The organism is Streptomyces sp. NBC_01384 (assembly GCF_045040035.1).
Taxonomy (GTDB): Bacteria; Actinomycetota; Actinomycetes; order Streptomycetales; family Streptomycetaceae; genus Streptomyces.
Genome location: NZ_CP109559.1, coordinates 7,687,777 through 7,702,766 on the forward strand (window position 1 = coordinate 7,687,777; position 14,990 = coordinate 7,702,766).

The 14,990-nt window shown below is 71.7% G+C and carries 12 protein-coding genes and 1 pseudogene; 9 read left to right on the top strand and 4 right to left on the bottom strand.

The annotated features are described in order from the left end of the window. Positions 1 to 8 precede the first annotated feature (8 nt). Positions 9 to 1,307, top strand: a complete 1,299-nt coding sequence (locus OG747_RS34955; RefSeq protein WP_405885851.1) for a cytochrome P450 — start codon at positions 9 to 11, stop codon at positions 1,305 to 1,307. A 163-nt stretch (positions 1,308 to 1,470) separates the two neighbouring features. On the opposite strand, the gene OG747_RS34960 is transcribed toward OG747_RS34955, so the two are convergent. Further along, positions 1,471 to 1,893 carry a DUF6114 domain-containing protein gene (locus OG747_RS34960; RefSeq protein ID WP_405883347.1) on the bottom strand — a complete coding sequence of 141 codons (423 nt, stop codon included), beginning with the start codon at positions 1,891 to 1,893 and terminating at the stop codon, positions 1,471 to 1,473. Next, positions 1,893 to 2,561, bottom strand: a complete 669-nt coding sequence (locus OG747_RS34965) for a DUF6230 family protein (protein ID WP_405883348.1) — start codon at positions 2,559 to 2,561, stop codon at positions 1,893 to 1,895. The genes OG747_RS34960 and OG747_RS34965 overlap by 1 nt, the downstream gene beginning before the upstream one ends. 616 nt (positions 2,562 to 3,177) lie before the next feature. On the opposite strand from OG747_RS34965, the gene OG747_RS34970 reads away from it, so the two are divergent. Further along, positions 3,178 to 3,825: a Tat pathway signal sequence domain protein gene (locus OG747_RS34970; RefSeq protein WP_405883350.1), complete on the top strand. Its 648-nt coding sequence runs from the start codon at positions 3,178 to 3,180 to the stop codon at positions 3,823 to 3,825. 35 nt (positions 3,826 to 3,860) lie between these two features. Here the strand turns inward: OG747_RS34970 and OG747_RS34975 are convergent, their stop codons facing one another. After that, complete coding sequence (locus OG747_RS34975) at positions 3,861 to 4,796, bottom strand: lytic polysaccharide monooxygenase (protein ID WP_405883351.1); 936 nt, start codon at positions 4,794 to 4,796, stop codon at positions 3,861 to 3,863. 434 nt (positions 4,797 to 5,230) lie between these two features. Here OG747_RS34975 and OG747_RS34980 point away from each other — a divergent pair, with 434 nt between their 5' ends. From OG747_RS34980 to OG747_RS35010, 7 genes and pseudogenes are all read left to right on the top strand, one after another. Continuing rightward, positions 5,231 to 6,400 carry a damage-control phosphatase ARMT1 family protein gene (locus OG747_RS34980; protein ID WP_405883352.1) on the top strand — a complete coding sequence of 390 codons (1,170 nt, stop codon included), beginning with the start codon at positions 5,231 to 5,233 and terminating at the stop codon, positions 6,398 to 6,400. 140 nt (positions 6,401 to 6,540) lie between these two features. Next, entirely contained in the window at positions 6,541 to 9,012 is a 2,472-nt protein-coding gene (locus OG747_RS34985; protein ID WP_405883353.1) for a germacradienol/geosmin synthase, read from the top strand. A 79-nt stretch (positions 9,013 to 9,091) separates the two neighbouring features. Then, a pseudogene (locus OG747_RS34990) lies at positions 9,092 to 9,331 on the top strand (LysR family transcriptional regulator); the annotation flags it as partial. A gap of 92 nt (positions 9,332 to 9,423) precedes the next feature. Continuing rightward, positions 9,424 to 10,059: a PDZ domain-containing protein gene (locus OG747_RS34995; protein WP_405883354.1), complete on the top strand. Its 636-nt coding sequence runs from the start codon at positions 9,424 to 9,426 to the stop codon at positions 10,057 to 10,059. A gap of 119 nt (positions 10,060 to 10,178) precedes the next feature. Then, complete coding sequence (locus OG747_RS35000) at positions 10,179 to 10,799, top strand: LysE family translocator (RefSeq protein ID WP_405883355.1); 621 nt, start codon at positions 10,179 to 10,181, stop codon at positions 10,797 to 10,799. A gap of 95 nt (positions 10,800 to 10,894) precedes the next feature. After that, positions 10,895 to 12,016: an aminopeptidase P family protein gene (locus OG747_RS35005; RefSeq protein WP_405883356.1), complete on the top strand. Its 1,122-nt coding sequence runs from the start codon at positions 10,895 to 10,897 to the stop codon at positions 12,014 to 12,016. A gap of 72 nt (positions 12,017 to 12,088) precedes the next feature. Further along, positions 12,089 to 13,018, top strand: a complete 930-nt coding sequence (locus tag OG747_RS35010) for an aminoglycoside phosphotransferase family protein (RefSeq protein ID WP_405883357.1) — start codon at positions 12,089 to 12,091, stop codon at positions 13,016 to 13,018. Positions 13,019 to 13,039: 21 nt separating this feature from the next. On the opposite strand, the gene treZ is transcribed toward OG747_RS35010, so the two are convergent. Continuing rightward, positions 13,040 to 14,785, bottom strand: a complete 1,746-nt coding sequence (gene treZ / locus OG747_RS35015) for a malto-oligosyltrehalose trehalohydrolase (RefSeq protein WP_405883358.1) — start codon at positions 14,783 to 14,785, stop codon at positions 13,040 to 13,042. Positions 14,786 to 14,990: the final 205 nt, after the last annotated feature.

Below are 14,990 nucleotides of genomic sequence, written 5' to 3' on the forward strand. Positions count from 1 at the left end.
ACGAGCCCCTGTACGGGCCCGGGTTCGCGGACGACCCCGCCGCCGTCTACGGGCGGCTGCGCGCGGCCGGACCGACCGCCCCGGTCGAGCTGGCGCCCGGCGTCCGTGCCACGCTCGTCACCTCGTACGACGCCGCCCTGCACGTCCTGCGCAGCCCGGAGACCTTCTCCAAGGACCCGCGTCGCTGGCGCGACCTCGCCGACGGCACCGTCCCGACGGACAGCCCGGTCGTGCCGATGATGATGTACCGGCCCAACGCCCTGTTCACCGACGGCGGGGAACACGAGAGGCTGCGCGGGGCGATCACCGACAGCCTCGCCCTCGTCGAGCCGAACACCCTGCGCGGATACGTGGAACGCGGCGCCGGCACCCTCATCGACCGTTTCGCGCCGCTCGGCACGGCGGATCTGCTCGGCGAGTACGCGCAGGTTCTGCCGCTGCTCGTCTTCAACCACCTGTTCGGCTGCCCGGCCGAGTACGGGGTCCGGCTGGTCGAGGGCATGTCCGGGATCTTCGACGGGGTGGACGCGGCGAGGGCCAACGAGCTGCTGACCAGTACCCTGCTCGACCTGGTCGCGCTGAAGCGGGGCAACCCCGGACCGGACATGACGTCCTGGCTGATGGCGCACCCCGCCGGGCTCACCGACGAGGAGATGATCCACACCCTCGTCCTGCTGATGGGCGCCGGCACCGAGCCCCAGCAGAACCTGATCGCGAACAGCCTGCGACTGCTGCTGTCCGACGACCGGTTCGCCGGCGATCTGTCCGGCGGTGGCCTGCCGGTGGAGGACGCCCTCGACGAGGTGCTGTGGACCGACCCGCCGATCGCCAACTACGCCGTGCACTACCCGCTGCACGACGTCGTGTACGAGGGCGCCGTGCTGCGCGCGGGCGATCCGGTGGTCGTCAGTCTCGCCGCCGCCAACACCGACCCGGCCCTGACGGCCGATCAACGGGCGGGCAACCGCGCCCACTTGGCGTGGAGCGCGGGACCGCACGGCTGCCCGGCGCAGAGCCCGGCCCGGCTGATCGCGGCGGCCGCCGTCGAGAAGCTCCTCGACCGCCTCCCCGACGTCGAACTGGCCGTACCTGTCGAGGAGTTGGTCTGGCGCCCCGGACCGTTCCACCGTGCGCCGGCCGCGCTGCCCGTACGCTTCCCGCCCACCACGACGGTCGTACGGCCCGACGGTGAGCGCCAGTCCTACGCGAGCCCCCTCCGGCCACTCGCGGCCGAACCGCCCGCCCTGGAGCCCGACGATCGTCGCCACGCCCGGACCCGGCTGCTGTCCTGGTGGCGCGGAGAGTGAGTCCAGGTCACTGGAAGATCCGCTTCCGTGCCCGTACAGGCAGGTCGACGGTCTGCCCGCCTCCTGGAGTCGCGCTGTCACAGCTCCCGCCCCGGCCGCCCATCGTCCTGGGTCCGGCCGGGGCGGGACCCTTTTCCGAGTCCCTGTGCCCTACGGGTCCCTTTCAGGCCTCGGTCGCCACGTGCTGCCGGCGGCGCCCGCGCAGCAGCCGCCGCCTCTTGCGCGGCTCCTGGTCGGGCAGCCAGCCGAAGGCCAGGCAGCTGCCGGTCGCTCCGAGGAGCAGGCCGATGAAGAAGCCGCCGAGGTTGGAGGTGAGCCAGGTCCCGAGCGAGAGGAGGATGCCGAGCAGGGAGTAGAAGAGGCGCTGCGTCGGGTTGAAGAGGATCAGCAGACCGCACAGGATCATGACCGTCGGCAGCAGATAGCCCGCCATGCCCTGCATTCCGATGTGCATGACGACCTTCAGGGACGCCTTCTCGGTGAGGAGGATCTCCGCCCCGCCCAGGGTGAGCAGCAGGCCGCCCCAGAAGGGGCGGCGCGCACGCCACTGCCGGAAGCCGGACCTCAGATTCCGGACGGCGGACATCAGCAACCCGTACCGCTGAAGCTGAGCGTGAGACCGGGAAGCTTGAACACCCCGGCCGTGGTGGCGTAGTTGGTCTGCCGCAGGTTCCCGATGTGGACGGTGTCGGCCTGCTGGCTGAAGACGCCCTTGTTCCCCTGGACCCCGGCCTTGTCGAGCGTGCTCGCGTCGTTGCCGATCTCGATCTTGCCGAAGGACGCGTCGCCCGACAGCTCGGTCGAGTCGGTGGTCAGATCGGTCGCCTGCACCTTGTCCTTGCCGGCGCCGGCCCTGATGACCAGGTTCGTACCGCCCAGGTCGACGCTCTGGCACAGCTTGGTGAGCGTGGCGTTCTTGATCGCCGAGGTGATGACCAGCACCTGGCCGCCGGTGTCGCCGGCGTTCGGACTGTCCGCGGCCATGTTGTCGAGGTTGCCGAACTGCTCGAAACCGGTGCCGTCGAGATCCGTGGCCGTGACCGTGAACGGCATGCCGGAGATGGCGAATTGCACCCCCAGCGCACCCTGAGCGGTGAGGATCATCAGTCCCGCGGCGACCGCGGTGGCAGGCACCGCCATCACCGCGGCGCGGCGCAGGCGGACCCGCCCGCGTCTGCCGGAACCGCTTGCTGGGTTCCCGGCGTTCTCGGGGGTCGGATCGGTGGACGCCGTGGCGTCCGAGGACGAGGCCATGTGTGCTCCCTGGGCATAAGTCAATGCAGGTGGGGCTTCAGTGGCATGTTGTCCTGGCGCGGACAGCGGCTGCCGCGCACGCCTCCTCACAACTCCCGGCGATCGCAAGGACTTTCTCGTTACGCAGCAGTAGCCGACGTGGAAGTTACCGGGGGTTACTTTCGCGGGTCAAGGGACTTGTGCCAAAGGGATGTTGATTGTGAGACAACTGTGGAGGCCCAGCCGCCGCGACCTTCGACTTGGAGCCCTTTGACCTTCAACTTCCGTGCCATGCCTTGACGTTGACCATTCATCAGGTCTACAACTCTGCCTTGTTTCCCAAGGATCCGTGGCGCCGGATCCGATGCGCGGCACGTACGCCACCTCCTGGACCCCCCGCTCCTCGCGGGGCGGCCGTGGCATGTCTGAACGTGCGGTGCGCTCCATCGCTGAGACCACCTCCCCCCGCGGCACCGGCACGGCGCTTTCCCCCCTGGGCCGTGGCCGGTCGCCCGGCTTCCGCTGCCGGTCCGTGACGTAAGGAGAAGGCGTCACGGACCGGCAGCGGTCCGCCGCGACGGCGCGCGCCGCACAGGCGCCGCACACCCGCACCCCCGTCTGAGAAAGAGGCACCCCCATGCGTACTCGATCCCTGCTTGCCCTCGTCGGTACCGCCGCCGCGCTCTCGGTCTCCGCGATTGCCCCCGCCTCCGCGGACGGCACCCCGGTACTCACCGCCGGCGGAGTCGCCGTCGCAAGTGGTGACGCCCTCGCCGCCTCGCTCGCGAGCGGCAGCGCGGCCACCCTCTACTCCAGCAGCACCGGCACGAGCGGCGTCTCCTGTGCCGCGTCGGCCTTCAACGCCACGGTCACCGACAACCCGACGGCCCCTGGCACGGCCACCGAGTCGCTCACCGCCCACACCTTCGGCAGTTGCACCAGCAACGTCATCGGCGTGCTCGGCGTCACCAGTGTCACGGTCAACAACCTCCCGTACACCACCACGGTCGCCTCCGACGGCACGGTCACCGTCACCCCGGCCGCCGGCTCGACCATCCAGACCACCGTCGTGCTGCGCACCCTGCTCGGCAGCATCAGCTGCGTCTACCAGGCGCCCAGCCTGACCGGCACGGCGAGCAACACCGACAACAGCATCGCCTTCACCAACCAGCAGTTCACGAAGTCCTCGGGCTCGTCCCTTTGCTTCAGCAGCGGCTACTTCACCGCCAAGTACGCCCCCGTCAGCGACACCACCCAGTCGGGCGCGGCGGTCACCGTCAACTGACGACGACCTCATGACCGGTCAGACCGGTCGACCGATCACCGGCGGCGTCGCAAGGTGACCGCGACGCCCGCCGTGAGCAGGAACGCCGCCGCTCCCCCCGCCCCCGCGACGAGGGGGAGCGTGCTGCTGCCGCCGGACGAGCTGTCGGCGGCCGGAGTGAGGTGATCGGGCGAGGACGCCTCCGTCCCCGTCGGCGACGACACGGTCTGCCGCGTGGGCGTGGGCGACGGGGCGGCCGGGCTCGTGGTCGTCTCCTGAGTCTCCTGGCCCTGCCGGCTCGGTGCGGGCGTCTGCGCGGCGGCCCCGGCACCACTGCCGCCGGCCGATGTGCCGCCGGACGGGAAGACCACGTCCGAGCACGAGTAGTAGGTGTCCGTCGTGCTCGTGTTCTGCCAGATCGTGTAGAGCATCTGCCGGCCGGTCCGGTCGGACGGCAGCGTGGCCTTGATCCGGTAGGCGCCGTTCACCAGCGCCGGGTCGGTGGCCGTGGCGAACGGTTTCGCCGGCAGGTCGGACCACTTCAGGGGCTTGGTCGGGTCGTACCCGGGCTTGGTCAGATACAGCTTGAAGGTCCCCGTGTGCGGAATCGTTGAACTGTAGGAGAGGGTGAAGGACGCGCCCGGCGTCATCCGGGTGGACGGCCAGTCGGCGCGGGCCAGGTCGAGCCCCTTGTACGCGGGCAGCCCCCCGCTGCACAGCCGTCCGTCCGGGATCACCTGGCGGTCCCTGCCGCCCACACCGGCGACCCGGAGGTTGTCCCAGGCGGTGAAGGGCGCGCCGTTCGCCGCGATCGCCGCCGCGCAGGCCGCCGTACGAATGGCGCTGCCGCCCTCGGGCGAGCAGGCCACCACCCGGCTGACCGGATTCGTCGGTGCGCCGTGCGCCTGGGCCGGACCCACGGCGCAGGTCATGAGGAGCAGCGGGGCCGCCACGGCGACAGCGGCCGCGGCGGCGGTGCGGTGTGCGGTCATCCGGTGGGTCTCCTCGCGGGGTGGGGGCAGTGGGTGCGGCCGTACGGCATCGCGCGAAGGCGCGGCCGCACCGTGAAGTACGGGGGCGCGGGGCCCTGCGTTCAGATCCGCGCGCCAGGTGGCCTTCGGTCGTAACCAGCCCCGCGACAACGGCGAAACAGGGCACTCCAGACCAACTCGGCATCCCTGAGGGTTGGTTACCGGCCAGATCGAGGGTTTCCCCGGTATCCGCCTTATCTGGGCTTTGCCTATGGTTCGACCACGGCCGACTCACAGGCAACCCCTGACACGTCTGCGTCCAGGACGTGGCCGCCTCGGACACCGGCAAGCTCAACAGCTGGAAACTGACCTTCTGAGGCGGCCGTACGGGGGGAGGGGCGGACGACACGCGTGTGTCGTCCGCCCCTTTCGGCTCGGCCGGTACGGTGAGCCGCATGTCTGAACCCGTCGACGCGCCCGTGATCCTCAGCAATGTGCTGGGCTCGTTCCCCTGGAGCGTGCTGGCCGAGCGGCACCCGGCGCTCATCCGGAAGGTGCGGGACGCCTTCCCGTACGGCCCCGAGCGGCACCGGGCACTCGACGCCCTGCTGAAGAACGCCACCGAGGGCGTCATCGAACCGCTCGGCGAGCGGGCGGCGGACCGCGAGCAGTGGGAGGAGTGGGGTGTCCGGGACTACGCCGGCCGCTCCTGGTTCGACGCGCCCTTCCTCTGGTCCGAGAGCTACTTCTACCGCCAACTCCTCGAATCCGTGGGCTACTTCGCCCCTGGGCCCTGGCGGGGCATCGACCCCTTCCGCCCCTTCAAACTCGCGGAACTCGACACCCCGGAGGCGGACGAGGAACTCGCCGCACTCGACCTGCTCGCGGACCGGCCGGTCGAGGAGCGGGAGGAGGCCCTGCTGCACGGTTCGCTGTGGGGCAACCGCGCGGACCTCGGCTTCCGCCTCGCCGCCACCGGGAACGGGCAGACGGCGGCCGACTCCCAACTGGTCGCGAACGACACCGAGGCGCTGCGGTCGCTGTTCGCCGGCGGCACCCTGTGTCTGGTCGCGGACAACTCCGGCCGGGAACTCATCCCCGACCTGCTCCTGATCGACCACCTCCTCCACCACCGCCGCATCGAGCGGGCGCTCCTGCATGTCAAGCCGTACCCGTACTACGTCTCCGACGCCACGACCGCCGACGCGGTCGACGCCCTGCGGAGCCTCACCGCCGCGCGGGGGGCGGCCGGCGAGTCCGGCCACCGGCTGTGGGCGGCCATGACCGACGGTCGCCTCACGGTCCGGGCTCACCCCTTCTCCTGCGCCCCGCTGTCGTACGCCGACATGCCCGACGACCTCCGCCGCGAGTTCGCCGAGGCCGACGTGACCGTCATGAAGGGCGACCTGAACTACCGCCGCCTGGTCGGCGACCGGCTCCACCCCGCCACCACACCTTTCGCCGAGCCGACCGCGTACTTCCCGGGCCCGGTGGCCGCCCTGCGCACCCTCAAGTCCGACGTGATCGTGGGCCTGGACGCCCGCACGGAGGCGGCTCTCGTCGCGGCCGAGGAGCAGCGCTGGCGCACGAGTGGTACGCATGCGCTGATCCAGGTGCGGTCCTAGGGCCGAGGCGCTGCCCGATGCGCTGGGGTGGGTGGCGGAGGAGGTGCTGACGCGGGGGTGAGAAGGGGCAAGTTCACGCGATGGTGTGATCACGTTCCGCCTCGCGGATGCCCCCGGAGGGCCCTGGGTAGGGCCCGCCCATGACGCAGCCGTTCGAACTCCCGCACTTCTACATGCCGTACCCCGCACGGCTCAACCCGCATCTGGACGAGGCGCGGGCCCACACCGTCGAGTGGGCCCGCGGAATGGGCATGCTGGAGGGCTCCGGCATCTGGGAACAGTCCGACCTCGACGCGCACGACTACGGGCTGCTGTGCGCGTACACACACCCCGACTGCGACGGTCCGGCACTCTCGCTCATCACCGACTGGTACGTGTGGGTGTTCTTCTTCGACGACCACTTCCTGGAGACCTTCAAACGCACCCAGGACCGCGACGGCGGCAAGGCCTACCTGGACCGGCTGCCCCTCTTCATGCCGCTGGACCTCTCGACCCCCGTACCGGAGCCGGAGAATCCGGTCGAGGCCGGGCTCGCCGACCTCTGGGCGCGCACGGTGCCGGCGATGTCCGTGGAGTGGCGCCGGCGGTTCGCCGTCTCCACGGAGCATCTGCTCAACGAGTCGATGTGGGAGCTCTCCAACATCAACGAGGGGCGGATCGCGAACCCCGTCGAGTACATCGAGATGCGCCGCAAGGTGGGCGGCGCCCCCTGGTCCGCGGGGCTCGTGGAGTACGCGACCGCCGAAGTGCCCGCCTCCGTCGCGGGGACGCGGCCGCTGCGGGTGCTGATGGAGACGTTCTCCGACGGGGTCCATTTGCGCAACGACCTGTTCTCCTATCAGCGCGAGGTCGAGGAGGAGGGCGAGCTCAGCAACGGCATCCTCGTCCTGGAGACCTTCTTCGGCTGCACCACCCAGGACGCCGCCGAGACCGTCAACGACATCCTCACCTCGCGCCTGCACCAGTTCGAGCACACGGCCCTCACCGAAGTGCCCGCGCTCGCCGTGGAGAAGGGGCTCACCCCGGACCAGGTCGCGGCGGTCGCCGCGTACACCCAGGGGCTCCAGGACTGGCAGTCGGGCGGCCACGAGTGGCACATGCGCTCCAGCCGCTACATGAACGAGGGGGCGGTGGAGGGCAGCCGGCCCCCCGGCCTCGCCGAGTTCGGCACCTCCGCCGTCGACATCGGCGCCCTGCTCTCCGCGGCCGGGGCGGAGCGGCTGCGCCGCTACACCCATGTCCCGTACCAGAAGGTCGGCCCGTCCCTGCTCCCCGACTTCTCCATGCCCTTCGAACTCGCCCTCAGCCCCCACCTGGACGGCGCCCGCGACCGCCTCACCGGCTGGATGCACGAGAAGGGCATGCTCCAGGAGGGCGTCTGGGACGAGGACAAGCTCGCGGCGTACGACCTTCCGCTGTGCGCCGCGGGCATCCACCCGGACGCGACCGAGGAGGCCCTCGACCTCGGTTCGCAGTGGCTGGCCTGGGGGACGTACGGCGACGACTACTACCCGCTGGTCTTCGGGCACCGCCGCGACCTGGCAGCGGCCAAGCTGACCACCGACCGTCTCTCGGCCTGCATGCCCATCGACGGCGAGCCGACCCCGCTCCCGGCAGGCGGCATGGAGCACGGCCTCCTCGACCTGTGGGAGCGCACGACGGCGAAGATGACGCCGGACGAGCGGCGCAAGCTGCGCGGGGACGTGGACAAGATGACGGAGAGCTGGGTGTGGGAGCTGTCGAACCAGCTCCAGCACCGCATCCCCGACCCGATCGACTACCTGGAGATGCGCCGCGCCACCTTCGGCTCCGACCTCACCCTGAACCTGTGCCGCCTGGGCCACGGCCCCAAGGTTCCGCCGGAGGTCTACCGCAGCGGCCCCGTCCGGTCGCTGGAGAACGCCGCCATCGACTACGCCATGCTGATCAACGACGTCTTCTCGTACCAGAAGGAGATCGAGTACGAGGGCGAGGTCCACAACGCCATCCTCGTCGTGCAGAACTTCTTCGGCTGCGACTACCCGACCGGGCTCGGCATCATCCACGACCTGATGACCCAGCGCATGCAGCAGTTCCAGCATGTCGCCGCCCATGAACTGCCCGTCCTGTACGAGGACTTCAAGCTCTCGCAGGAGGTGCGCGGGATCATGGACGGCTATGTGGCGCAACTCCAGAACTGGCTGTCCGGAATCCTGAAGTGGCACCAGGACTGCCACCGCTACGGCGCCGCGGACCTGGCCCGGCGCGCCCACGGCTTCGTACCGGACCGGGCCCCCGCGGTGCCGTTCCCCGGGGCGGGAGCCGTGCCGGGGCCGGGCCCCCAGGCGGGGACGGAGGCCGCACCGGTGTTCAGTCCGCCGACCGCGGCGGGAGCGGTGCCGGTGTTCAGCCCCCGGTCCAAGGCGGAGACGCAGGCCCCGCCCGTGTTCCGCCTGCCGACAGGGACACCCGCCGTGCCGGTGTTCAGCCCGCGGCCGGAGGCCGAACCCGTGCCGGAGCTCGATGCGCCCACCCCAGAAGGCGCCGTCCCGTCGTTCACCCTGCCGAAGGGGGCAGGAGCCGCCGCGGAGTTCAGCCTGCCGAAGGCCGAGGCGGTGCCGACTCCGCACTGACGTCCGCACCGAGGTCCGCGCTGACCTCAGAAGGCCACACCGGCTGACGCTGCTCTCCGGTGGTCGCGTGCTGGCGAACGGCGGCGGCTTCCGCCCGGCCCTGCGCTACGAGGGCACCGACGTGCGCACCCTCACGGCCCTGGCCGCCGCCGGGCACGGCCTCGCGCTGCTGCCGCGCACGGTGGCCACCGGCGTCCCGGGAGCGGTGGCCGTGCCCCTCGTGGCGCCGCGCCTGGTGCACCGGACGGAGCTGGTGCACGGCGCGTCGCTGCGCGGAGCCGCGGCGACCATGGCGGACAAACTTCTCGAACGTGTTTAACAGTCTCACCCGTTCGTGAATCGTTGTGCGCCGGGGCGCAGGGTAGAGCAACCACCGGAGGCGGTCCGTAGAGCATCTGCCGGAGGCGATCCATGGAACAGACCGCGTTGCGTCCCAAGCCGATGCCGGGTCAGGACCCGGGCGGCGGCCATCCGTCCGACAGCACCCGGGGCCCGCTTGCCGCGCGCCGCCGCGGCAAGCAGCTGCTGTCCCTGCTCTTCGGTTTCGTCGTCGGCATGGTCCTGGTCCTGTCGGGCGTCGGGCTCGGCACCGTGGGTGCCACGGTGATCGGCCTGAGCAAACTGGCGGACCTGCAGAAGCAGGTGGGGGCGGCGCAGGGGCCGTCCGGCGGGTCGTCCCATCCGGGGCAGCCCTCGGGCGCGCCACCGGACGGTGGCACCAAGTCGGCCTCCGGCGGTGAGAGTTCGACTCCTTCGATCGCACCCCGGCCGGCGCCCGAGAAGCCCACGCTCGGCATCGAGGCCGTCGACGCCCCGGGCGGCGGGGGCGCGCTCGTCGTCGGCGTGCACATCCCCGGCCCCGGCTGCACCGCGGGCCTGGTCCGCGGCGACACCCTGTTCGCCTTCGGCGGGACGCGGCTCGGCTCGGCCGCCGACCTCGCGCGGGCGGTCTTGGCCGCCGCCCCCGGGACGACCGTCACGCTCGGTGTACGCCACGCGAACGGCAACCACCAGCAACTGTCCACGATCCCGGGAATCGTGACCTGACGTCGGGCAGTCCGAACATGCCGGCCGCCTCCTCGTACTCCGCCTCCGTGCCGTGGTCCGCGATGTCCCCGGTCGGAAGAGGGCTGGCCGAACGGGAGGCGGCACGTCACGATGGCCACATGCTGAGCACCCTTCTCGCCTTCCTCGGCGCCTGCACTCTGATCGCCGCATCGCCCGGCCCGAGCACCGTGCTGATCATCAAGCGGTCGCTGCGCAGCAGGCGATCCGGCTTCCTGACCGTGCTCGGCAACGAGACCGGCGTCTTCATCTGGGGCGTCGTCGCCGCGTTCGGCCTCACCGCACTGCTCGCCGCCTCCGAGATGGCGTACGACGTCATGCGGATCGTCGGCGCCGCCGTGCTCGTCGCCTTCGGCGTCCAGACGCTGTGGCAGGCGCGCCGCTCCAAGGGAGCCGCGGACGGCGGCTGGGAGGACGCGGAGAAGAGCGGCTGGGCCTCCTACCGGGGCGGGCTACTGCTCAACCTCGCCAACCCGAAGGCGGCCATCTTCGCGATGTCCTTCCTGCCGCAGTTCGTGCCCGAGGGCGCCCCGCATCTGCCCGCCATGGTCGGTCTCGCCGCGCTCTGGGCGGTCTACGAGGTCGGCTACTACGGCCTGTACGTGTGGTTCGTCGGCCGGATGAAGGCCGTCCTGTCCCGGACCGGCGTACGCCGGCGCCTGGAGCAGGTCTCCGGAGGCGTGCTGCTGCTCCTGGGCGCCCGCCTCGCCCTGGAGAGCTGACACGCGGCGGCGGTAACCGGCTCGCGCGCGCCTCACCGGAAGGGCAGGATGCTGCCCGTAGCCCCCTGGGGAACTCCGGACACACGGAGGCATGGATGACAGGCACGCCCGCACCCTTCACCGCCGGTGACTACGAGGCCCGTATGCGGCGCGCTGCCGAGGCCGCCGCGGACGCCGGGCTCGACGGCGTCCTGGTGGCGCCAGGGCCCGATCTGGTGTGGCTGACGGGATATCGGCCGGTGGAGACCGAGCGGCTCACTCTGCTGGTGCTGAGAGCCGGGCAGGACCCGGTCCTGGTCGTGCCCACCCTGGAGGCACCCGACGCGGCCAAGGCGACCGGCGCGCCCGCGGTGACTCTCCGCGACTGGACCGACGGCAAGGACCCGTACGAGGCGACCGCGTCCCTCCTTGCCCCCAAGGGCCGTTTCGGAGTCAGCGACAACGCCTGGGCCCTGCATCTGCTCGGCCTCCAGAAGCGGCTGCCGGACACGCGCCACGTCGCCCTCACCGAGGCCCTGCCGATGCTGCGGGCCGTCAAGGACGCGGCGGAACTGGAGCGGTTGGCGGCCGCCGGAGCGGCCGCGGACGCAACGTTCGAGGAGATCCGGAAGGTTCCCTTCGCCGGCCGCCGGGAGGCCGACGTGGCCGCCGACCTCGCTGATCTGCTGCGGCGGTTCGGCCACTCCCAGGTCGACTTCACCATCGTCGCCTCGGGGCCGAACGGCGCCAACCCGCACCACGAGGCCGAGGACCGGATCATCCAGCGCGGCGACATGGTCGTCCTGGACTTCGGTGGCCTCAAGGAGGGCTACGGCTCCGACACCTCCCGCACGGTCCACGTCGGCGAACCTGACGACGAGGAGCGCAAGGTGCACGACATCGTGCGCGCGGCCCAGGAGGCGGGCTTCCGCGCGGTGCGGCCCGGAGTCGCCTGCCAGGACGTCGACCGGGCGGCCCGCGCGGTCATCACCGAGGCCGGGTACGGCGAGTACTTCATCCATCGCACCGGGCACGGCATCGGCGTCACCACCCACGAACCGCCGTACATGATCGAGGGCGAGGAGCGGCCCCTTGTGCCTGGGATGTGCTTCTCCGTGGAGCCCGGCATCTATCTGCCCGGCCGCTTCGGGGTGCGCATCGAGGACATCGTGACGGTGACCGAGGACGGCGGACGCCGCCTCAACACCACCTCCCGCGAGCTGGTGATCGTCGACTGACCGACCACCGGGAGCATTCCCCAAGGCCCCAAGGCCCCAAGGCCCCCACCCCCCAACGACAACGGCGCGACCATGACCCAGGCACCGACACCGACCGCGGACACCGTCCGCCGACTGGTCCGTTCGCTGCTCGCCGAGGGCGAGGCGGCGGGGGCGGGACCCGGCGTCCGGCCCGTCGCAGAGGGCGGCGAGCACTCCACCTGGTGGGTCGGCACCCGCCATGTGCTGCGGCTCGCCCCGGACCGCGAGGCCGCCGTGCGCCAACGCCGCGAGCTGCGGCTGCGCGACCTCATCCGCCCGCACATCGGGGTCGCGGTGCCGACGAGCGTCACGCACGGCGACTGGGAGGGCGGACTGACCTACACCCTGGACACCCGACTGCGCGGCCGCTCCGGCGAGGTGCAGGACGTCTCCGCGGTCGGCGAGGCGGACCTCGCCGCCCTGCTCACTGGGCTGCGCGAGGTGCCCGTACGGCAGGCCGAGGCGCTCGGAGTGCCGCGCGTCACGCCGCGCTCCCTGGAGGAGCTGCGGACGGCCGCGGAGGCGGCCGCCGAGCAGCTCGCCGCCGCCGACGAGTTCGACCCCGGGCGTCTCGCCCAGCTCACCGCTCCCGCCGCCGGTCAGCTCGCCGCGCAGACCGCGACCGCCGTCCTCGTGCACCACGATCTCAAGGGCGAACACCTGGTGGTGAGCGCCGACGGGCGGGTGCGCGGCGTTCTCGACTGGACCGACGCGGCCCTCGGGGACCCCGCCGAAGACATCGCCGGGCTCGCGATCGCCGTCGGCGCCCCCGCCGCCGTACGCGCCGCCACCCTCGCCGGATACGGCGCCCGCGCCTGCCTGCGCGGCCTGTGGCTGGCCCGCTGCGACACCGTGATCCGCCTCGACGACCGCCTCCAAGGGCGTGACGACGGCCCACTTCCGCTGCTGCGGACCCAGCTGGGCCGCGCCTGGGAGGCGATCCTCCTCGAACGAGTCACGGAACTGCCGGGCGACGACTGAATCACCCGAGTCACCGGGCCCTCACGCCTGCGTCAGCACCGCACACGACTCGCCGGGCACGCTCAGCAACCCGTCCGCGTCCGGCGCCTCAACCGGCTCCCACGCGGCCAGCACGCGCGCGTGGCGCAGGCCCAGCGGGATCGCGGCGGCCTCCTTGCCGAGGTTCACGGCCACCCGGATGTCCCCGCGCCGCAGGGCCAGCCAGCGGGCCTGGTCGTCGTAGGCGACCTTGACGGCGGCGAGATCGGGGTCCGAGAGGTCGGGCCTGCTGTGGCGCAGGGCGATCAGATCGCGGTACCAGGCCAGTACGCGCGCGTGGGGTGCCTTTTCGGGTTCCGACCAGTCCAGGCAGGAGCGGTCCCGGGTCGCCGGGTCCTGTGGATCGGGGACGTCCTCCTCCGCCCAGCCGTGTGCCCCGAACTCCCGGCGCCTGCCCCGCCGTACCGCCTCCGCGAGCTCGGGATCGGTGTGGTCGGTGAAGAACTGCCAGGGCGTGCCCGCGGCCCACTCCTCGCCCATGAACAGCATCGGGGCGAAGGGCCCGGTGAGCGTCAACGTGGCCGCGCAGGCCAGCAGCCCGGGGGAGAGGGACGCCGCGAGCCGGTCCCCCTGGGCACGGTTGCCGACCTGGTCGTGGGTCTGGGAGTAGCCGAGCAGCCGGTGCGCCGAAACGCGCGTACGGTCCAGCGGGCGGCCGTGACGGCGACCGCGGAAGCTCGAGTACGTGCCGTCGTGGAAGAAGCCGGACGTCAGTGTCTTCGCGAGCGCCGCGAGCGGGGCCCGCGCGAAATCCGCGTAGTAGCCCTGTGCCTCACCCGTCAGCGCGGTGTGCAGCGCGTGGTGGAAGTCGTCGTTCCACTGCGCGTGCAGCCCGAGACCGCCCTCCGCGCGCGCGGTGACGAGCCGCGGGTCGTTCAGGTCCGACTCCGCGATCAGGAACAGCGGCCGGCCCAGGTCGTCGGCGAGGGCGTCCACGGCCGTCGACAGCTCCTCCAGGAAGTGCACCGCGCGCGTGTCCCGCAACGCGTGCACCGCGTCCAGGCGCAGCCCGTCCAGCCGGTAGTCCCGAAGCCACGCCAGCGCGCCGCCGACGAGATACGCGCGCACCTCGTCCGAACCGGGCGCGTCCAGGTTCACGGCGGCGCCCCAGGGCGTCTGGTGGGTCTGCGTGAAGTACGGCCCGAACGTGGGCAGATAGTTGCCCGACGGGCCCAGGTGGTTGTGCACGACGTCGAGGACGACACCCAGGCCGAGTTCATGTGCCCGGTCGACGAAGCGCTTCAGCGCCTCCGGGCCGCCGTAGGGCTCGTGCACGGCCCACAGGGAGACACCCTCGTACCCCCATCCATGGCGCCCGGGGAACGGGCACAGCGGCATCAACTCGACGTGTGTGACGCCCAGTTCCGCGAGGTGCCCGAGCCGCTCGGCCGCCGCGTCCAGCGTCCCCTCGTCGGTGTACGTCCCCACGTGCAGCTCGTACAGCACCGCGCCCGGCAGCGGGCGTCCCGCCCACTCGGTCCGCCAGGTGTACCGCGCCTGGTCGACCACCGCGCTCAGTCCGTCGGGGCCGTCCGGTTGCCGCCGTGAGCGGGGATCGGGCCGCACGGGGCCGTCGTCCACCGCGAACCCGTACCGTGTCCCGTCCTGCGCGTCCGCGTCACCCGTCCACCACCCGGCGCGCCCCGGATCGCGCTCCAACGCGCGCGTGGTGCCCGCGCACTGGAGCGCGACCCGGTCGGCCTCCGGTGCCCACACCTCGAACCGCACAGACGGTTCCCCCTTGTCCGTTCTCCGTTGTCCGTTCTCCGTGACAGGGCACGTCGTGACGTAGACGTCGTGACGTAGCACGTCCATGGTGCTTCACGTGAGATCAATTCGCTTTCGAATCCACCCTTTTGCCGCGCGTTTGCCACGTGATGGACGCACGGAACCAGCCGGTCGGCGGCGCCCGCCGTTTCCGGTTTTTCTGGAC